The organism is Neolewinella marina (genome assembly GCF_002631205.1).
GTDB lineage: Bacteria > Bacteroidota > Bacteroidia > Chitinophagales > Saprospiraceae > Neolewinella > Neolewinella marina.
The window spans coordinates 78,699-99,114 of record NZ_PDLO01000010.1 but is presented as its reverse complement, the minus strand read 5'-3'; the positions used below and the strand labels follow the sequence as shown (position 1 = coordinate 99,114).

General features: G+C 61.9%; 13 protein-coding genes. All 13 read right to left on the bottom strand.

What is annotated here, in order from left to right:
- Nucleotides 1–117 precede the first annotated feature (117 nt).
- Nucleotides 118–699, bottom strand: coding sequence for a hypothetical protein (locus CGL56_RS17025; RefSeq protein ID WP_099107790.1), 582 nt, complete (start codon nt 697–699; stop codon nt 118–120).
- 192 nt (nt 700–891) lie between these two features.
- A complete protein-coding gene (pgl, locus tag CGL56_RS17020; RefSeq protein WP_099107789.1) occupies nt 892–1,635 on the bottom strand; it encodes a 6-phosphogluconolactonase in 744 nt (247 codons plus the stop codon).
- Entirely contained in the window at nt 1,628–5,764 is a 4,137-nt protein-coding gene (locus tag CGL56_RS17015; RefSeq protein ID WP_143470771.1) for a DEAD/DEAH box helicase, read from the bottom strand. The genes pgl and CGL56_RS17015 overlap by 8 nt, the downstream gene beginning before the upstream one ends.
- A gap of 145 nt (nt 5,765–5,909) precedes the next feature.
- Entirely contained in the window at nt 5,910–6,743 is an 834-nt protein-coding gene (locus CGL56_RS17010) for a purine-nucleoside phosphorylase (RefSeq protein ID WP_099107787.1), read from the bottom strand.
- A 10-nt stretch (nt 6,744–6,753) separates the two neighbouring features.
- Complete coding sequence (locus CGL56_RS17005) at nt 6,754–7,284, bottom strand: rhodanese-like domain-containing protein (RefSeq protein ID WP_099107786.1); 531 nt, start codon at nt 7,282–7,284, stop codon at nt 6,754–6,756.
- Between the two features lie 17 nt (nt 7,285–7,301).
- Nucleotides 7,302–8,411 (bottom strand): diphosphomevalonate/mevalonate 3,5-bisphosphate decarboxylase family protein, encoded by a 1,110-nt coding sequence (locus CGL56_RS17000; RefSeq protein ID WP_099107785.1) that lies wholly within the window; start codon nt 8,409–8,411, stop codon nt 7,302–7,304.
- Nucleotides 8,412–8,430: 19 nt separating this feature from the next.
- Nucleotides 8,431–10,764: a M1 family metallopeptidase gene (locus CGL56_RS16995; protein WP_143470770.1), complete on the bottom strand. Its 2,334-nt coding sequence runs from the start codon at nt 10,762–10,764 to the stop codon at nt 8,431–8,433.
- 191 nt (nt 10,765–10,955) lie between these two features.
- Entirely contained in the window at nt 10,956–12,296 is a 1,341-nt protein-coding gene (gene thrC / locus CGL56_RS16990; RefSeq protein ID WP_099107784.1) for a threonine synthase, read from the bottom strand.
- Nucleotides 12,297–12,332: 36 nt separating this feature from the next.
- A complete protein-coding gene (locus tag CGL56_RS16985) occupies nt 12,333–13,280 on the bottom strand; it encodes a homoserine kinase (protein ID WP_099107783.1) in 948 nt (315 codons plus the stop codon).
- Between the two features lie 4 nt (nt 13,281–13,284).
- Entirely contained in the window at nt 13,285–15,744 is a 2,460-nt protein-coding gene (thrA, locus tag CGL56_RS16980; RefSeq protein ID WP_099107782.1) for a bifunctional aspartate kinase/homoserine dehydrogenase I, read from the bottom strand.
- A gap of 82 nt (nt 15,745–15,826) precedes the next feature.
- A complete protein-coding gene (gene ybeY, locus CGL56_RS16975; RefSeq protein ID WP_245852006.1) occupies nt 15,827–16,336 on the bottom strand; it encodes an rRNA maturation RNase YbeY in 510 nt (169 codons plus the stop codon).
- Nucleotides 16,276–16,662 (bottom strand): ATP-binding protein, encoded by a 387-nt coding sequence (locus CGL56_RS16970; RefSeq protein WP_099107780.1) that lies wholly within the window; start codon nt 16,660–16,662, stop codon nt 16,276–16,278. Before CGL56_RS16970 ends, ybeY begins: the two co-directional genes overlap by 61 nt.
- 80 nt (nt 16,663–16,742) lie before the next feature.
- Entirely contained in the window at nt 16,743–20,195 is a 3,453-nt protein-coding gene (locus CGL56_RS18140) for a DUF4175 family protein (RefSeq protein WP_143470769.1), read from the bottom strand.
- Nucleotides 20,196–20,416: the final 221 nt, after the last annotated feature.

The window sequence follows — 20,416 nt, the reverse complement described above, 5'->3', positions numbered from 1 at the left end:
TTGTGGCACAAAGGTAGCGCAAACCGAAAAAAGAAAGGGCGGCTACGGGCATTATCCGTAACCGCCCGATCGGCGTATTGGTTTTTGGGGTGGATTACCCCGGGGGTAGGGTGGGACCTACTTCTTCACCGAGATCTTGCCGCAAGCTACGGGCAGGCTGGGGATGAAGTCACCGCCGAAGTTGCCGCCGTGGAGGACGATGGCCCGCTTCTGCAGCTGGCCGAGGTCGCCGGTGTACTCAAAGGTGTTGGTGTAGTCGATGTTGCCGCTGGCATCGGCGACCGGGAAGGGGGTCAGGGCAAGCAGGATGCCGCCGTAGAAGGGGGCCCCTTCACCTACCGAGATCATTCCGTCGTTGTTGGTGTCGGCGGCGGGGGGTGGGCATACGCTGGCCCGGGGGCTGTCCATGTGGCCGTGAATATGCTGGGCGTGGGCTACGTCGGGTACCATGCCCGAGGCTTCGATGTGGACGGTGAGCATGCCGTCCTCCAGAGTGAGGGTAGCCTGCCCCATAACGCCGGAACCGTTCAGGCTGGACAGGTCGGCTACGTAGCGGTCCTTGGATTTGTGGGCTTTGGCGAGGTCTCCGCCCTTCAGTGATTGCGATTGCGGCTCGGCAATGGTGTATTCTTCTTTTTCGCAGGCGGTGAACACCAGCAGCAGGGCAAACAGGGGGAGGAGTCGAAGTGTCTTTAGCATGGGATATCGGGTTAATATGGCTAGGAATGGCACCCGCCGTACCTGGGTGGCGGCGAGCTATTACACCCTAACCTACGGGCATTTACCCGGGTCGGTTTCCGTATATCCGTATTTATTGCTGCAAAAGGCCCTTTTAACCCAATATTTGTGGGGAGGAACAATATTTGTGGCGGAAATGGCCCAATACTTCTACTACTTCACCTCCTTTGCCGCGTCCCGGTCCATGAACCAGTGGAGATTGCCCGAGGTGGGGCGGATGTGAGCGGCCGGGAACTGTTCCCCTTCGGGGGTGTCGTTCAGGATCTGGGCTACCCGCTCCGTTTTGGAGCCGCCGGTGACCAGGAAGACCACCTCATCGGAGGCGTTGATTACGGGACCGGTAAGGGTAACCCGCAGCTGACCGCTTTCCGGGTGCTTGGCCACGGCGCAGACACGGTCGTCGGTGAGGAGCTCCATGCTGTCGGGGAAGATGGAGGCCGTGTGGCCGTCGCCGCCCATGCCCAGCATATTGATGTCGAAGATGGGCAGTCCGTCGGAGTTCTGGGGCAGCAGTTCGGTGATGGTGGCCGCGTATGCCTCGGCGGCTTCTTCGGCGGGCAGATCGGTGGGCACGGGGTGGATCTGGTCTTCCACTACCGCTACGTGGTCGAACAGCAGGCTCTTTACCTCGCCATAGTTGCTTTCGGGGTCGTTGTAGGGCACCATGCGGTCGTCGCCCCAGAAGAAGTGGAGGCGCGACCAGTCGATTTTCTCTCCGTACTCCTCCGCCAGCAGCTTGAACAGCAGCTTGGGGGTGGATCCACCGGACAGCGCCCAGAAGAGGGGGCCTTCGGGCTGCTGCCGCAGTTTCTCGACCAGGTGGTCGGCGAAGGCGCGGGCCACGGCCGGGCCGTCGTCGTATACGTGGAGGTGGGGTCGGGGGGTGGGTTTATCCATGCTTGATCAGGTCTAGGAGGTCATCGGCACTCAGGCTGCCGCTCTGTTCGGTACCGGCTAGCAGGCTGTCGGCCAGATCGCGTTTCTCGGCGTGCAATTTGACGATTTTTTCCTCGATGGTGTTCTCGGATACGAAGCGGTAGACCGTAACGGGTCGCTGCTGCCCGATCCGGTGGGCGCGGTCGCTGGCCTGGTCCTCCACGGCGGGGTTCCACCAGGGGTCGAGGTGGAGGACGTAGTCGGCCGCCGTAAGGGTTAGGCCGGTACCGCCCGCCTTGAGGCTGATGAGGAAGATGTCGCCCTCACCACGCTGGAAGGCCTGCACGGCCTCGTCGCGCTTGGCGCCGGGGGTGCTGCCGTCGAGGTACTGGTAGGGTACGTTGTTCTCGATGGCCCAGGCCTCCACAATCTTTAGGTGGCGTACGAACTGGCTGAAGATCAGTGCCTTGTGGCCGTTTTCCCGCAATTCCTGTACGGTTTCGGCGAGCAGTTCCAGCTTGCTGCTGGAGATGTCGACGTCGGGGTTCACCAGCTTGGGGTGGCAAGCGGCCTGCCGCAGCTTCATGAGCTCGGCCAGGATCTGGAAACGGCGGTTCGGCCCGTCGCTCTCGTCGATGCTTTCCAGGGCGTGTTGCCGCAGGGCTTCGTAGAAGGCGCGTTCGGGCTGGGAAAGCTCGACGGTGAGGGTGACCTCCGTTTTCGGGGGCAGCTCCTCCAGTACCTCTTCCTTGCGGCGGCGCAGAATGAAGGGCTGGATGAGGCGCCGCAGCTGCTGCCGGCGCTCGTTGTCGTTGTTCCGGGTGATCGGTACGGTGTACTTCTCGTTGAAGCGCTGGAAGGAGCCCAGCAGCCCCGGGTTCAGGAAGGTGAAGAGGTTCCAGAGCTCGCCCAGGTGGTTCTCGATGGGGGTACCGGTGGTGGCCACGCGGAAGTCGCCCTGCAGCTGCATGGCGATCTGGCTGCGTTTGGTACCGCGGTTCTTGATGGCCTGGGCTTCGTCCAGGACGATGGTGCCGAAGCGCTTCTGGGCCAGGGCCTCACCCTCGAAGGGCAGCAGGCCGTAGCTTACCACCAGCAGGTCGTAGGGACCTACGTTATCGATGATCTCCTGGCGGTCGGCACCAACCAGTAGGATGGGGTTCAGGGTGGGGGCGAAGCGGGAGGCTTCCCGCATCCAGTTCCGCGTCACGGAGGCCGGTGCGATGACCAGGGCCGGACCTTCTTCCGCCCGGGCCTGCATCATGGCCAGGGCCTGGATGGTCTTACCCAGTCCCATATCGTCCGCCAAACAGGCGCCTACGCCCCAGTCGGCCAGCCGCATCAGCCAGCGGAAACCGTCGAGCTGGTAGGGCCGCAGTTCCGCCCGGAAGGTAGAGGGTACGCGGGCGATGGTGTGGTTGACGCTCTGGATACGCTGCAGGCTTTCGCGCCAGGCGATGTCGGCCTCGAAGGCCCCGAGCTGGTCGGCCACGTCGTCGAGGATGCCCGTAGCGAGGGGGTGCAGCTGCATGCCGTCGCCCTTCTGGGTCATAAGTCCCTCCATTTCCCGCAGCTTGCGACGGAGTTGCTCGGTGAGGGCGACGTACTGCCCTTCGCTGAGCTGGATGAAGTTGCTCTGTTCGTTCTGGCTCACCTTGTCGATGAGCTCGCGGAAACTGATCACCTGGTTGTCGTCGACGGCCAGGGAGCCTTCCACGTCGAACCAGCCGGCGGATTCCTTGACGCCCAGGGAGAGGTCGGAGAAATCCACGCTGCCGATCAGCTTGATGCGTTCGCCGCGGGGGTGCTCCAGAATGATGCGGTCCAGGGCGCGCAGGGGCTGCAGCTCCAGCAGGATGTTGAGGCAGTCCTCTACTTCGTCGACCTGCCATTCGTAGTCGCGGTGGACGAGCTTCTGCAGGGTAGGGCAGTCCAGGATGACGCCCTCCGCCCGCTCGATCTCGCGGCTCAGGTCGCGCTCGGCCAGGCGGCGGTGGCCGTCTACGTCGCTGATTACCTTGTTACGGCCGCGGCCGGGCTTGAAGTACTGGTCCTCCTCCGGCAGGGGGCGCACGAAGAATTCCACCTTGAAGGTTTCCCCGATGGGCAGCAGGTGGACGTAGGTGCGGGAGTCGGCCTTCGTTTCGTCGAGGTCGTCGATCACCCCGGCCAGGGTATTCTGTACCTCGGTGAATTTGCTCAGGTTGCGGGCTACCTCCAGCAGGCGGTGGCGGGCCCGTTTGGGGATCTCCAGTCCGGCGCCGATCTGCCGGTGGATCAGGTTGTGGCCGTCATTTACCTCGATGACCTGGTAGCGGGTGGGGGTTTCCTTGACCACCTGGACGCCGGTACCGGTGAAGTCCTGGGCGAAGCGGAGGTGGAGGCGGTTGTTCGTCTCCTCGATGAGCAGCTGGGGGTTGCGGCGCACCAGCTCCACGCCGATGGCGGAGTTCTTGCTGAGGTAGAGGTGGGGGTGGCCGACCAGGGCCAGCAGGGCCTCCTCGTAGTTGATGGTGTAGCTGCCGTTGGGGTGGTAGCGGCTGTAGTCCTCCTCGATGGCCTTGGCTACGGCCACGTCCTGGGGGGTCATGCCCTCCACGTCGCCCTGTTTGACGCGCTTCAGGGCCACTTTACGGCCCTTGGACCAGCTGCCGCCCTTGCTCAGGGTCTGTTCGCGGGGTTCCAGCTCCCGCTTCTCGAAGTCGACGAACCAGACGAAGCGGCTGGTCTTCTTGCTGCGCTTTTCGTGGTTGCGGTCGGGGGTTCCCATGCCCACCAGTACCTCCAGGGCCCGTTCCCAGGGCTCGATGCGCGGCATGGCGTCGGCCAGGGAGTAGATCCGGAGCTGGTCGCTCAGTTGCTGGGCGCGGGTCGCGTAGGCTTCCCGGGCGTCGGTGTCGGGGTGGCGCAGGGAGAGTACGCGGGTGATCTCCATTTCCACCCACTGGTAGCCGCTGTCCTGGGCCTGCTCGCGGAAGGTCTCCAGCTCCTGGAGGTAGGCGTCGCTGGGCGCTTCGGTGCTGCTGTCGGTCCAGAGGCGGAACAGAGCGTGGAAGGTGCGGGCGAAGGCGTTGGCTTCCATGCGGTCGAGCCCCTGCTGGGCCACGGCCTGGGCGTCCTCGTCGTTGCGGAGGTAGGCGTGCAGGGCCTTGAAGACGAGGTAGGTGCCGCCGAGGCGCAGGTTCTGTACGGGGTCGAGGTTTTCCAGGTGGTGCCCGATGATCTCCGCGCTTTTCACCCCCCCGTTGCGGAGGAGGGAAAGCAGGTAGAGGTAACCGGCCAGGTGGGCGGGGTACTTGTTCTCGTACTCGCGGCGGTAGCCCTTGCGGACTTCCTCGATGAGGTCCTGGGCGATCTCGTCCTCGTCGCGGAGGACGTGGTAGATCAGGTGGTTGGCGCTGCTGCGCCACTCGGCCGTTTCCAGGTCGGCCCACAGCTGCAGGCGGCTCCAGGCGCCCTGGAGGACGAAGGCTTCGGCCAGCAACTCCCGCAGGGGGCCGGATTCGGGCTCGCGGATCTTCTCGTGCTGTTCCAGGAACTCCACCAGGGTATCCAGGGGCTCCATGGCCACCAGCGCGCGGCGGAAGGCGTTGCGCAGGTTGATCTCCTGCCAGGCGGGCAGCAGGTTCTCTACCCAGCGCGGGTCGAACTCGGCGAAGAGGGGATCGATGAACACCCCGGTACGGGCCTGGTCGGGGTAAAAGTTCTCCGTTTCCCGTTGCAGGCGGTCGAAGCCGGCCTCGTTCTGCAGGTAGAAGGCAATGCGGATCTCCCGCATCAGGGCGTGGGGACTGCTGGGTTGCCAGTAGGTCTTGTAGGGCAGCTCCCGGCGGATCTCGTTGACGAGTACGCTGAAGTCGGGCCGGCGGCTGGCCTGCCGCATGATGGCCTCGCTGTGGCGGGGATTGATCCGCCAGCCGTGGTCGCTCTGCTTGATCAGGATTCCCTGCTCGTACAGGCGGTGGACAATTTGTTCAGTATCTGCGTGGGTAAACCTGGACTCACCCGGGGGTGGGGCCATACCAATCTTGTTCAACAAGCGGGACAAGTCGAGCACGGAGCGTTCCTCGTACACTATACTCATTGCCGTCGCTACGTCGCGGTCGGTAGTACTAAGATTTTTCCAGGCGGCGCGAAGGGCTCCGTTCATTCAGCTTTCGATCAGGGTTAACTTGTTTTAAAGGTTCGAGCGCAATCGTTAGTTGTCCGGGGCACCATGTTTTTGTCCTTCTTTCCATTTCGGACTTCCGATTGCAGCCCGGCGGAACACCGTTTCCCGGCACCCGCGGCCGCGCCTAACCCTCCGCGGCCAGGTACTCCACCAGGTCCGCCATAAGCAGGCGGAGCTTGGGCTCCACGACCTGTACGGTGGCAATGACGTCCTCCACGGTGGTGGGCTGGATGTCGGCGATGGGGAAGCATTTGTTGCTTACCACCGAGGCCACAAATACCGGCAGATCGGCGTGGCGGGCCACCAAAACTTCCGGAACGGTCGACATGCCGATGACGTCGGCCCCGATGATGTTGGCCATGCGGTACTCGGCCGGGGTCTCCAGGTTGGGGCCGGGGAGGGCCAGGTATACCCCCTCATGGGTGGTCAGCCCGCGTTTCTTGGCCATTTCCATGGCTTTGGCGTTCAGCTCCCGGTTATAGGTATTCAGCATATCGGGAAAGCGGGGCCCCAGGCGGTCGTCGTTGTGGCCGCGCAGGGGGTTATCGGGCTGCATATTGATGTGGTCGTTGAGGAAGACCACGTCGCCGGCGCAGATGTCGGGATTAACGCTCCCGGACGCATTGGAAATGAGCAGGTGCTCGATGCCGAGAGCCTTCAGCACCCGCACCGGAAAGGTGAGCTGCTGCATGCTGTAGCCCTCGTAGTAGTGGAGGCGGCCGGCCATGGCCACCACGGGCACGCCCCGCAGCTTGCCCAGTACCAGTTTGCCCCGGTGACTGGCCACCGTAGACACCGAAAAGTAGGGGAGGAGGCCGTAGACAAATTCCTGCTCAATCTCGATCTCTTCCACCAGGGTACTCAGTCCCGTGCCCAGGATGATGCCCACCCGGGGCTCGGTACGGGCTCTTTGTTTGATGAATGCAACACACTCCTGGATTTGTTGGTAAAGGGTCATGGATACGGGACTAGTAAACTTTGGTAGCTAAGCTATCGGGAAAATAGGTTCCCCACTTGCGGTTGTAGGTATGCAGGCGGCGGGTGGGCCCGTCTTCGTCGACGAGGGGGTAACCGGCCAGCGCCCAGGCATAGATACTGCCGTAGAGGTTATACACCCGGCGGAAGCCGCGGCTGCGCAGCTCCTCGGCCATCCGCTCGCTGCGGTAACCGATGGTGCAGTACACCACCACGGGGCGGTCGCGGTCGACGCCCTCCAGCAAACCGTAACGGGCATCGTCGTAGCCGATGTTCTCCGCGCCTGGCAGGTGGCTGACGGCGTACTCCTCGGGCTCCCGGGCGTCGAGCAGCAGGGGGTGGGGGAGTCGCCGCACTTCCGCCGGACTCAGGCTCAGGGAATCGACCGTAACCATCCTTGACAGCCGCTCGTCGAGGGGCGGGTAGCCCGTGCGGAGGCGGGGAGGAAGTTCCTGGCTGCCGAGGCCGCAGGCGTAAACGAAGCAGGCGACCAGGGTGAGAAGGGAAACGTTGAGGTAGCGCATCACTACTTAAACAGCCTTCACGCCCCGGACGTTCCGTCGATCGCCAATTGGTGGGGTCCCTTGCCGACGTGGTCGGCGAGGTACTGCCGGTCCTCGCAGTAGTGCAGCAGGTGATCCGTTACGAAGATGGATACCTCCGCCGCAATCGCGTCCGGGTACATCAGGTGGACGTTTGGGCCGGCGTCCAGGGTGAAGTGGACGGGGTGGCCGGTTTCCCGCCGGAACTGCTGCAGGGTGGTGATAACCTTGAGCGTATTGGGCTCGATGAGGGTATACGAAGGCTGGCTGCTCATCATCAGTGCATGCAGGGTAAGTGCCTCACTTTCAAGTAGTTGCCCGAACCTTTCGGTGTCACCCCGCCGCAATACGTCCAGCATTTCCCGGGTGCGCTGATTGGCCTGGGCGTAGCGGGCCGGCGCGTAGGGATTTTGCTCCATGAGGCCGTGTCCGGCACGGCTGCTTACCGACTTCTCCGACCGGGAAACCAGCAGGATGTCGTCGTGGTAAGACTGGAAAACGGGGTGGAGGTGGTCGGCGATGCCGACGGCGTATTCGTCGCTGCTGTCCGCCAGCCCGGAGACCGTGCCCCACACCGCCGCCGTACCGTAGACCGACCGGCAGGCGCTGCCCGATCCCAGGCGGGAAAGGTAGCTGGCCTTGCGGAAGAAAGCAGCGGTATCGGGGAGCGGCTCAAAGAGCGCCTCTTCCAGGCTGACCAGACACAACGCCAGGGCACTCATGCCCGACGCCGAACTGGCGATGCCGGCCGAGTGGGGGAAGCTGTTCGTGGTATCGATCCGCAGCGAGAACTGCCGCAGGAAGGGGTAGATCGGCAGCAGGCCCTCCAGGAAGCGGCGGGTGCGGTCGGTGAATCCGGGGTGCAGCTCCCCGTCAAAGTAGAGGGCCACATCTACCCCCGCGCCGGCTTCCCGGCGCGGGTGATAGTGTAGGGTAGTATCGGTCGCCGCGGCGTCAAGGGTGAAGCTGACCGAGGCGTTCTGCGGCAGCTGGTTTCCGTGCTTGCCCCAGTACTTGACCAGGGCAATGTTGGAAGGGCTGCGCCAGCGCAGGGCCCCGGGGGTAACTTCGTCGCTGACGACGGTGAGCGCGGGATTGGTATAGGTCATGTGTGTAATCGGGCGCGACTTAGCGGCGCGAACCGGAGGCGTCCTGCTGTTCGGCCCGACGGTTGCGCTGCATGGGGTTTTCTCCGTTCCGCTCCCGGCTCTGGTAGAGGTCAAAGCGGTTGACGGCGGGCTTGGAGGGGTAGTAGTTATTGCTGGTATCCGTATCGGCGGTTTCCAGGAAGGGATCCAGGACGATCGACTTTACCTGCTGGGTGAAGGGAAAGACCTTGGTCACCTCCTCGGTGCCCATGCGCCAGATCTCGGCGGGGATGCGCAGCACCTCCTTGGTGCCGTCGGCGAAGGTGAACTCCAGAATGATCGGCATCACCAGTCCGCCGATGTTTTCGAAGGTCAGCTCGTAGTAGTACTTGTTGGCCTGGAGGACGGCGCGTTCGGCTTCGCTCAGTCCCTGCAGGTAATGGTGGTACTCGTCGCGGTCGATCACGGTCGCTTCGAAGGGATCGTAGTCGGTGTAGAAGTCGCGCAGGGTAGTATCGATCTCGTCGTAGGTCTGGGTGATCTCCTGCTCGTTGCGGATGCTGCTGATGTTGCGGGGGGCTTCCTCCTCGGCCTGCCGCTCCCGGGCCTTTTCGGCGACGGGGTCCATGCTGTTGATCCGGAACTCCTTCACGTCGGCCAGGGCGATGTCGACGTGGTCGGTGGTAAAGAACCAGCCGCGCCAGAACCAGTCAAGGTCAATGGCCGAGGCGTCCTCCATCGTCCGGAACAGGTCGGCCGGGGCGGGGTGCTTGAATTTCCAGCGGTTGGCGTAGGTCTTGAAGGCGTAGTCAAATGCCTCGCGGCCCATGATGGTTTCCCGGAGGATGTTCAGGGCGGTGGCCGGCTTGCCGTAGGCGTTGTTGCCGAACTGCCAGATCGACTCCGAGTTCGTCATGATGGGGGAGATGTAGCGCTTGTCGCCCTTCATGTAGTCGACGATCTTGTTGGCGGGTCCGCGGCGGCTGGGGTAGTCGCGCTCCCACTGCTGCTCGGCGAGGTACTGGAGGAAGGTGTTCAGGCCCTCGTCCATCCACGTCCACTGCCGCTCGTCGCTGTTTACGATCATCGGGAAGTAGTTGTGGCCTACCTCGTGGATGATCACGCCGATCATGCCGTACTTGGTACGGTCGCTGTAGGTGCCATCGGCCTCGGTGCGGCCGAAGTTGAAGCAGATCATGGGGTACTCCATGCCGATGTCGGCCGCGTTGATCGACCAGGCCACGGGGTAGGGGTAGTTGAAGGTGTAATGGGTGTACCACTTCAGGGTGTGAGCCACGGCCTTGGTCGAGAAGCGCTCCCAGAGGGGGTTGCCCTCCTTGGGGTACATCGACATGGCCATCACTACGCTGCCGTCTTCCTGCTCGACGCCCATGGCGTCCCAGATGAACTTCCGGGAGGAGGCGAAGGCGAAGTCGCGGACGTTCTCGGCCTTGAAGTGCCAGGTCTTTTCTTTCTTGACCTTCGTCTTTTCCCGCTCAATGGCTTCTTCCTGGCTGGCGATGATGACCGGCTGGACACGCTCCTTGCGGGCCTTTTCCAGTCGCTGCCGCTGCTCGCGGGTCAGCACCTCACTGTCGTTTTGCAGGGTACCGGTGGCGGCTACGAGGTGGTCGGCGGGTACGGTGATCTTCACATCGTAGTCGCCGAAGGTGAGGGTGAATTCCCCCCGTCCGAGGAACTGCTTGTTCTGCCAGCCCACGTTGTCGCTGTACAGGGCCATGCGGGGGTAGAACTGGGCGATGGTGTAGAGGTAGTTGTCGTCCTCCTCGAAGTACTCCGAGCCGGAGCGACCACCGCCGTCCTTCATCCGGTCGTTGATGTTGTACCAGTATTTGATCTGCAGCACGGTACTCTCGCCGGGCTTGAGGGTCTTCGGCAGGTCGACACGCATCATGGTTTTCTGGATGAAGTAGGCCATGTCCTTACCGGCGGCGTCACGCACCCAGTCGATCTTGAAGCCACCGTCGAAGGTGGGCTCCAGGCGGGAGAGCTGTCCGAGCGACATCCGCTCACCCATCTCGCTGGTGGAGGTGGAGTAGGTATCGGAATCCAGGGCCCGGACGTTCTGGTCCAGCTGCACCCACAAGTAGTCGAGGGGGTCGGGGGAGTTGTTGTGGTAGGTGATCTTCTCCGTGCCGTATACCCGCTGCTGCTCGTCGTCCAGACGGATGTCCATTTGGTAATCGGCCTTCTGCTGCCAGTACATATGGCCCGGGGCGCCGGCCGCGTTGCGGTAGACGTTCGGGGTGGGCAGTTCGTTTTCGAGCTGTTTGAAGGGGTTTTCGCCCGGCACCTGCGCCTGGACGGTCCCGGCGGCCAGCAACAGCAGGCACCAGATCAACGGTAATTTCATTTGGCTGAATTTTTGTTTTGCTAAGGTATCAAACTACCGCCGGAACACTTGCCGCAACAACGACTTAAAGCCGGATTATGGCGGAGCGGGTGCCGGATTCGTCGTGAAATCCCGACTCCGTATTCGATGTTCCACGTGGAACAATTGATCTCCGCTCCCCCAATTGTTCCACGTGGAACATTCCCCAGAGGCTATAAATTACCCTCCAGCCAAGACCGAAAATCCGTGTACTCGGTCGTCATGGGATCGGCCACCTTCTCGGCGTCGGCGAGTTGGGACAGCCGCTCGGGCACCGCTACCTCCTCACCGAGGATCCGCTCCATATCCGGCAAAAACTTGCTGGGGTGGGCTGTCTCCAGAATAACGCCGCGAGTAGCGGGGTGGCCTTGCTGCCATTCCCGCAAGGCCAGGTAACCCACCGCCCCGTGGGGGTCGATGGTGTAGCCGTACTTCGCTTTTACTTCCCTGACGGCCGCCTCGGTAGCCGCATCGTCGTAGGCGTAGCCGGATACCCGTCGGCCCAGTTCGGCGTGTACCTCGGGCAGGGGCTTTTCCTTTCCAAGGAGGTGGCCGAAGAGGTTGGTCATGCGCGCGAAGTTGCTGGGAGCACCGACGTCCATGGCATTCGACAGGGTAGGGACGGAGGGAGCGGGCTGGTAGTCCCCACTCTCCAAGTAGCGGGGCACTACGTCGTTGGCGTTCGTGGCCGCGATGAAGTGGTGAACCGGCAGCCCGAGCCGCTGGGCGATGAGTCCGGCTGTAAGGTTGCCGAAGTTGCCGCTCGGTACGCAGAAGGCCACCGGGGGTGTAGGTCCACCGGCCGCCAGCAGTTGCTTGTAGGCTTCGAAGTAGTAGAAGGTCTGGGGAATGAGCCGGGAGATGTTGATGCTGTTGGCCGAGCTGAGCCGGAACCGGCTGCGCAATTCATCATCCAGAAAGGCGCGCTTGACCAGGGCCTGGCAGTCGTCGAAGCTGCCGTCGACCTCCAGGGCGTGGATGTTTTTGCCGAGGGTAGTGAGCTGCTTCTCCTGAAGGTCGCTGACCTTTCCGCTGGGGTAGAGGATGACCACCTGGATGCCCGGTGTATCGTAAAAACCCGCGGCCACCGCCCCGCCGGTATCGCCGGAAGTAGCCACCAGGATGGTGAGGTCGCCGGAATCCGCCTCGTTAAAGTGGTGCATCAGCCGCGACATGAAGCGGGCCCCGAAGTCCTTAAAGGCGAGGGAAGGTCCGTGAAAGAGCTCCAGCACGTAGATCCGCTCGTCGAGCTCGACCACCGGGGCGGGAAAGTCGACGGTTTCCGCCACGATCCGGCGCAGGTCTGCTTCGGGCACGGCGTCGCCGAGCAATTGGCGGCTGACGCGGTAGCCAATTTCGGCAAAGCTGAGGGAAGGCAGTTCGTCAAAGAAGGCGGGGGGCAGGGGTTCGATCCGCTCCGGCATATAGAGTCCGTTATCGGCGGGCAGGCCGCGGAAGATGGCTTCCCGGAGGTCGACGCGGTGGTCGGGATCGTTGGTGCTGTAAAACTTCATGGCGGAGGGGATGGCCGCGGGGTGGGGTGGTTGCCGTCAGTCGGTGACCGACAGGATCTCCACGCCCCGCTGGTTGATGGGAGAAACATAAAGCTGGCTTTCGACGCCGTGCTGCTGGAAGGCGGCCTGCATCCCCTGGCCAACGGCCTGGGCGAGGTAGCCACTGTCGCAGAGGGCAAAGATGCTGGGGCCGGCACCACTGATGCTGCAGCCCAGGGCTCCGCGCTGCAGGGCGGCCGCCTTGACGTCGTCGAAGCCGGTGATCAGCTGCTTGCGCTGGGGCTCGATCATGTGGTCGTGCAGCGAGCGGCCCAGCAGGGAAATGTCGTTGGTGTACAGGGCGGTGATGAAGCTGGCCAGACTGCCCGTTTGCCGGATGGCCACCGACAGCGGCACCTGGTCGCTGAGTACCGCGCGGGCGTCGCGGGTGAGGATCTCTATTTCGGGGTGGACCACCGCTACGTGCAATCCGTTCGGTACGGGCAGGTGGTGGACGTCGAGGGAGTCGTTGGACCGGATCAAGGTGATGCCACCCACCAGGCAGGGGGCCACGTTGTCGGCGTGAAAGCTGCCGTCGGCAACTTCTTCCCCCAGGACGGTAAAGTACAGGAGGGCCTCCCGGGTCAGGGGGGCGCCCAGCAGTTCGTTCACGGCCACCGCCGCACCAGCGGCGCTGGCCGCTGAGGAGCCCAGGCCGGAGCCGAAGGGCATTTTTTTGTGAATTTCCAGTTCAACGCCGGTTTCCGGCTGCCCCAGGTGGTGCAACAGCCGCTGGGCCGAGACTCCGGCGGTATTCTTTTCGGTATCGAGGGGCAGAACCTTATCGCCCGTACCGGTGATGGCGGTGATGCGCACTCCGGAGAAGGCGGGATTCAGGCGGGCCACAATCTCGTCGCCGGGGCGGTTGATGGCAAAACCGAGGATGTCGAAGCCGACGGCGACGTTGGCTACGGTAGCCGGGGCAAATACTCTTACTTCTCGCATGCTGCTAACTTAGGGAAGAACCGATCTGGATGATTTCGGCGAAGACGCCCGCGGCGGTGACCTCCGCGCCCGCACCGGGGCCCCGGACCACCAGCGGGCGTACCCGGTAGCGGTCGGTGGTGAAGACGATCATATTGTCGCTGCCGCTGAGGGTGTAGAAGGGATTGTCCGGCCCTACCGCCTGTACGCCTACGGTGGCGGTTTCCCCTTCCAGGGTGGCGATCATCCGCAGTACTTTTTGCTCGCGGGCCGCCTTCGCGTACATCTCGGCGAAGTAATCCGCCCGCTCCTCCAGGGTCGTAAAGAATTCGTCCACCGATTCCGCCGCCATGGCTTCGTCGGGCAGGAAGCCACTGACGTTTACGTCCTCGGCGTTCAGGGCTACCCCGGTCTCCCGGGCGAGGATGAGGATTTTGCGGGCCACGTCCTTGCCGGAGAGGTCAATACGCGGGTCGGGCTCGGTAAAGCCCTTTTCCTTCGCTTCGCGGACGATCTCGCTGAAGGGACGCTCGCCGTCCAGGTTATTGAAGATGTAGCTGAGGGAGCCACTCAGTACCCCCTCAATCTTGTTGATGCGGTCACCGCTGTCGATCAGGTCGCGCAGGGTAGAGATGACGGGCAGGCCGGCACCGACGTTCGTTTCGTAGCGGAATTGTACCCCGCGCTTGTCGGCGATGTTTTTCAGTCGCTGGTACTGGAGGTAGCCGGAGGAGGTGGCGATCTTGTTCGGGGTAGAGATGCTGATGCTCTCGTCGAGGATCGCCTCGTAGAAGGTGGCGATCTTGCTGTCGGCGGTATTGTCGATGAAGATGCTGTTGCTCAGGTTCAGGTCGCGCATCCGGCCCACGAATACGGCCAGGTCGATAGGGGTGGTGGATTCGCTCAATGACTCCTTCCAGCGGCTCAGATCGATGCCCCCTGCATCGAAGAGCATCTTCTTTGAGTTGGCCAGGCCGACCACCTTCAATTCCATGCCCCGGCGTTCGCGGAGGTAGTCGTTCTGCTGGTCGATCTGCTTGAGCAGGGTACCGCCGATCAGACCCACCCCGACAATGAAGAGGTGGAGGGTCTTGTAATCGGAAAGGAAGAAGGCTTCGTGCAGGGCGTTCAGCGCCTTGGTTTCGTCGTCGCGGCTAATGACTACAGAGACGTTCAGTTCACTCGAACCCTGGGCGATGGCCACGGCGTTGATGCCGTTCTTGCCGAGGGCACGGAAGAGGCGACCGGAGATGCCGGGCTGGTAGCGCATGTTCTCGCCGATGATGGCCACGACGCTGAGGTCGCGCTCGACCTTCACGGCGTTGACCACTCCCCGCTCGATTTCGAAGGCGAAAGCCTCCTCTACGGCCTCCCGCGCGCGCTCGGCGGCGGAAGGCTGAACAGCAAAACTGATTGCATGTTCGCTGGAGCCCTGGGTGATCAGGATGACGTTGATGTCGGCGGTAGCCAGGGAACCAAAGATCCGGCCCGCGATACCGGGAACGCCAAACATGCCCGTACCGGAGACGGTACAGAGGGCCACGTTATTGATCGAACTGATGCCCCGTACAGCCTCGCCGTCGGGATCGCTTTCCTCGCTCACTTTGGTACCGGGGAAGTCGGGCTCAAAGGTGTTCTTGATATATAGCGGAATGCGCTTCTGCAGCGCCGGCATCAGGGTAGGCGGGTAGATCACCTTGGCGCCGAAGTGGGACATTTCCATAGCCTCGGCGTAGGTCATCTTCGGGATGGTGAAGGCCTTGGCCACCCGTCGCGGATCGGCGGTGAGTACGCCGCTGACGTCGGTCCAAATCTCGATCACGTCTGCGTCGAGGCCGGCGGCCAGCAGGGAGGCGGTGTAGTCCGAGCCACCCCGGCCAAGGGTTGTAGTAAGTCCGCCCTTGGCCGAAGCGATAAAGCCCGTAACTACCTGAACCTTAGGGTGTTCCAGGTAGTGTTCCTTGATCCTGGCGTAGGTTTTCTCGAAGGCTACCTTGGCGTTGCCGAAGGTCTTGTCGGTCTTGATGATGCGGCGGGCATCGAGGAATTCGGCGGGTACCCCGGCCTGCTGCAGCACCTGGGAAATGATGTAGGAAGAGGAACGTTCTCCAAAGCTCAACACGTAGTCCATCGTGCGGGGAGAGGCTTCGCGGACCAGGAAAATGCCGTAGAGGAGGTTCTTGAGCACTTCGTGGCTCCGCCGCATCTGCTGGGCGGTCTCCTGCTGCAGTTTTTCGTCGGTGAGCAGCTCCCGGATGGCGCGCTGGTGGCGGTCGGCGAAGTCCTGGAACAACTGCCCGTAGCGGTCGTCGCCGCGGGCGGCCAGCTCACTCATTTCGATCAGGCCGTCCGTGACGCCGCCAAAGGCGGAAAAGACCACCGTGAAGTGGTCGCCGGCGGCGTAGTACCCCTTCAGGATGTCGACGATGCCCCGGATCCGGTCGGGCTGGGCGACGGAAGAGCCTCCGAATTTTAAAACTTTCATCTGCGGTATACCTGATTCAACCCCAAAGATGCCTTAAATGGCTGGTTCGGGAGTGGCTTCGCCGCACAATTGAAATGCCGTTTTACGACGGACGGGGCAGCAGGGTGGGGGGGCGCTGCCCCAGGGCCCATTGTTCGAGTTCGCGCATGCCGGAGGCCTCACTCTCGCTCTTGTCGCCCTGCCCGCAGAGGTGGAGGATGCCGTGGATCATCACCCGGTGGAGCTCGTCGGCGTATTGCTCCCCGAATTCCCGGGCATTATCCGCGATGCGGTCGGTGGAGATGAACAGGTCACCCGACACCAGCGGAAAGTCGGCGTAGGGGAAGGTGATGATGTCCGTGAGGGTATCGTGCTGCAGGTACTCCACATTGATCTGGTGGAGGTAGTCGTCGGAGCAGAATATGTAGTTGATCTCGCCGGGCGTTCCGCCCCGGGCAGCAATGATCGACCGGATCCAGTCGGTGATCGCGGTCTCGGGAGCTGCGGGCAGCTGCCCGCCCTCCTCGTGGAAGGAAATGGAAGGTGAAGGGGTCAGAGCCGGAACTGCATTTCTACCGTGGAACCACCGTCGATGAATCGCATCCGGTCGCACAGTTGGGTCATGAGGAATACCCCCCGGCCACCGCATTCGCAAATGCGCTCGGGACAGGTGGGGTCGGGCAGACTTTGGTAATTGAAGCCGCGGCCCTGGTCGGAGACGCGGATCGATAGGCCGTCGCTGATCCGATCCATGCAGATGCTAACCGTCTTGGAACGATCCTGCTTGTTGCCGTGGATGATCGCGTTGTTGACGGCTTCCGTCAGGCTGATGAGGAGATTGTCGTGTTTTTCCTGGTCAAGTTTAAACCGATTGGCTATTTGGTTGACCAATTGCTCAACCTGGGAGATGTTACTGGGATCGGAAGCGAGAGTGAGCATGAATTGAGGTTGTTCAGAGTTTCAATAGGGGATTAGGGGTAGGCCGAAAATAAAATAACATCATAGACACGGGCAATAGTTCATAACGGACTGGTAGACAGGGAACGGAAATATTCGTCGACTAATCCCTGATAATAGGGTTTTAACTCCGGAGTGACCCGTTTAAACTGTTCCACTTCGGCACGCCGCTGCCGGATATAGTCTTCCAGGCTGGGGGGCAATTCGCGCCGCTGCTGCTCGGCGGTTTCAGATTTACGTTTTTCATCCAGCTTCTGTTCACGTTCGGCGCGTTCGTGTTCCAGCATCCGCGTCAGGATATCCTGTTGACGCATGAGGGTCTCATTGGTCAACCTTTTGTTGACCATATCTTCCTCGGCGGCGTTCATCTGCTCGATCAGGTGCTCCAGTTCGCCGTCCTTGCCCTGACCGTTCTGCTGCCGTTCGCGCTGCTTTTCCTCCAGGGCGCGGCGCAGGGCCGCCTGCCGGGCCGCCATTTCGGCGAATTCCTTGCTGCTGCCGCCTTCGCCCTTCTCCAGCCCCTCCTTGAGTTCGCGGAGTTGTTCCCCTACTTCCTTCTGTCCGTCGCTGCCGGGGTTCTCGCTCGGCTGCCCCGTCTGCTGCCCCTGCTGACCGTCGCGGGGGTTCTGGCACTGCTGCTGCCCCTTCATCTGCCCGGCCATCTGCTGCTGCATCTGTTCCATGCTTTCGCTCAGCATCAGGGCCAGGTCGTTCAGGCCCGTCATGGCGCGCTGCTGCAGGTTGGCGGCCTGGGGCATGCGCCGTTCTTCGAGTTCGTCGACCGTCCCGCTGAGGTTGGACCGGATCTCGGTCACCTTCTCGGTGATGAAGGATTCGATCTGAAAGTTCCGCTTGGCCAGGGCCTGGAGGGAGTCGCGTACCAGCTCGAAGTCGTTGTTGATCTGGAATTGCTGCTGCACCAGTTCCACGTAGCGGGGGGTATTTACGGTGGTCAGGTTCAGCTGGTCCATCGTTTCCTCCTGGTCAAAACTCAGGTCCACGAGGTTCTCCAGCAGTTGGCGGATGGCCGCCATGTCTTCCCGGTTGCTCTCCATCTGCATGCTTTCCATGGACTCCTGCATCTGCTGGGCCATCTGCTGCATCTTCTTGGCGGCGTCTTGCTGCTTCTGGGCGCCGTTCTGGGGCTTTTGCTGCTGGTTCTGCTGCTGTTGCTGCTGTTGGGGTTGTTCTCCCTCCTGCTGTTCTTGCTCGCCCGCCTCTGACTGTTCCTGCGGTTGCTCACCCTGCTGCTGCTCCTGGTTTTCCTGTTGCTCCTGCAGTTGCTTTTCGGCCTCCTGCATGTCCTGCTTCACGGCTTCCTGCTGCTTCTGCTTCGTATCGAGGTTCATGGGGCGTTCCAGGGCTTCGTTCTTTTGTTCGGCCTGCTCCAGCTTCTCCTGCAGCTTCTCGAACTGCTCGCGCAGGGCTTCCTGCTCCCGCTGCAGTTCCTCGGGCGTCTTCTCCCCCTCGGCGTTCTGCCGGGCCAGTTCCTCCTGCTCCTCGGCCAGTTCCTCGAGTTGCTCGATGGCGTCCTGCATCTCCTTCTCGACCTCCAGTTGCTTGAACAATTCGAGCATACGGTCGAGCTCGGCTTCGGCTTCCTCGTCGGACATCTCGATGTCTTCCATCTTCTCCAGGGTAGCGTCCTTGTTCAGTTCCTCCATCAGTCGCTGGATTTCCTGCATCAGCTCCTGCAGTTCCTGGGAGACCGATTTCTCGAACATCTCCTGGAGCTTCTGCTCCTTCTGGCGGATCTGCTCGTTCTCCTGGGGCTGGTTCTCGAGATTTTCCTCGAAGGCCTGCCGGGCTTCCTCGATCTGCCGCTGGATCTCTTCCTGCCGTTCGGCGAGCTTCTCTACTTCCTTGCGCAGTTTCCAGTCCACCTCCTTTTCCTGGAGCATCTTGTCGCGGACCTTCTTCGTTTCGTCCTGCAGTTCGCGGGTGGCCTTCAGCGCCTGCTGCAGTTGTTCCTTCACCTTGCTGTCGTTGGCTTCGGCCCGGGCGTCCATCTCCTCGCGGGTGGGTACGCGGTAGCTCATCACGGCGGTCTTGGCGCTCTTGCGGCCGTTGACGGCGTCGTTGTCGTAGACTTCAAAGTAGTAGGTGAGGGCGTCACCGGCTTCCAGGGGCAGGTCGCTACGCAGGTCGAGTACGTGGTCGTAGCGGATCTGCCGGTTGGATGGCGTGGTGATTGGCTGTCGGCCTTCGCGAGCTTCCCCTTCGGCGGGCTGGATGCGGTAGACGAAGTCGAGCTGAGTGAGCCCGTAATCGTCGGAAGCTTCCCCGACGAAGAAGAGCAGCTGCTCATCGGTGCTGTCCTGGAAGGATTCCACGCTGATGCGGGGGTACTGGTCGGGAATTACGGCCAGGGTGTAGGTGATGGAGTCGGCCAGGGGCAGGTATTCGTTGCCGATGTAGAGGCTGTAGCGGTCGCTGCGCAGGGCGCGCTTTTCGAAGCTGTACAGGTCGCGGCCGTCGCGGCGCAGCTCGGCCGTGCTGTCCTCCGCGGCGAAGCGCAGTCCGATGGACTCCGTGTTTTCCGTATCGAAGGACCATTTCAGGCGGGTGCCCGCGGGTACCGTGAGGTCACCGATATTGGTGGTTACTTCGTCCTGCCGCCCCAGGTACGCCGGGTAATCCAGGGCCACGGAGAAGCCGGCAATGGTGGGCTTGGGCATCACGCTCAGCAGGTATTCGGGGGTGGATACCTCCCCGGCGGAAATGCGGAAGGGGGTATCCTCCTGCACGTTATTGAAGGCGTAGCTGAAGGTGTTGCCATCCTCCCGGATGAGTCGGTAGCGGTAGCCGTCTACCTCGATGAAGGCCTCGGCGGGCACCACGTCGCCCACGGCGCGGACGGTCAGGGGGTAGCTGCCGTACTGGATGACCTGGGGATTGGTTTCCGACAGCACGAAGCGGAAGGGGGCGGGGCGGTCGAAGTGCTCGGAGTTGCGGATGAGGCGGCTGGTACTGTCGCGGATCAGGCTGGGCGCGGCCACCAGCAGCACGAGCAGCAGCAACAGTGGCGGCAGGGCGTACTTGAGGTAGCGGCTGTTCTGGGTCAGGTCGATGGCCGAACGGAAGGGTACCGGCGATATTTCGGAAGACTTCTGGTCGATGGAAGCCAGCAAGAGCGCATCCTGCTCGCGGTCGGCCTGGCGGCGGAGCTGGAGTACGTTGAGCAGTTTATCCTGCACGTTGCTGAAGTGGGCCCCGATGATCTGGGCCGCCCGCTCGTGGGAGATGGTGGACCCCAGGCGGAAATAGCGGGCCAGGGGGAGGCCAACGCCGATGGCCAAAGCGGTACCGCTGAGGAGCAGAAAGCCGTACCAGAGCAGTTTGCGGGTCCCTCCGCTGAAGTAAAACTGGGATTCCAGCAGGCTAACGACCAGAAAAAGCAATAAAATCAGCCCCGTACAGTACAAAAGGCCCCGTATTGCACTATTTATGTAGTACTTACGGATGAATTCATCCAGCTTGGTGATCAGCAGTTCATAGTTATTCGTTGGGACCATAGCAACAGAGACTTGGGGACAGCCAAGGCCGGCGTACAAAACTAAGTTTGGCTTTCCCTAAGGTACAACGTATAAATGGGGGAAAGTATTTATGGACTACGGGCTTACCGGAATAATGTGTGAAAACATTTACCTTTGTTTACTGTAAAGCAATTGCACTGACCTTTAACAACTGCCCACTCACCTGCCTTTTTACGCGCCGCCCTGCCCCCGTGGACAGT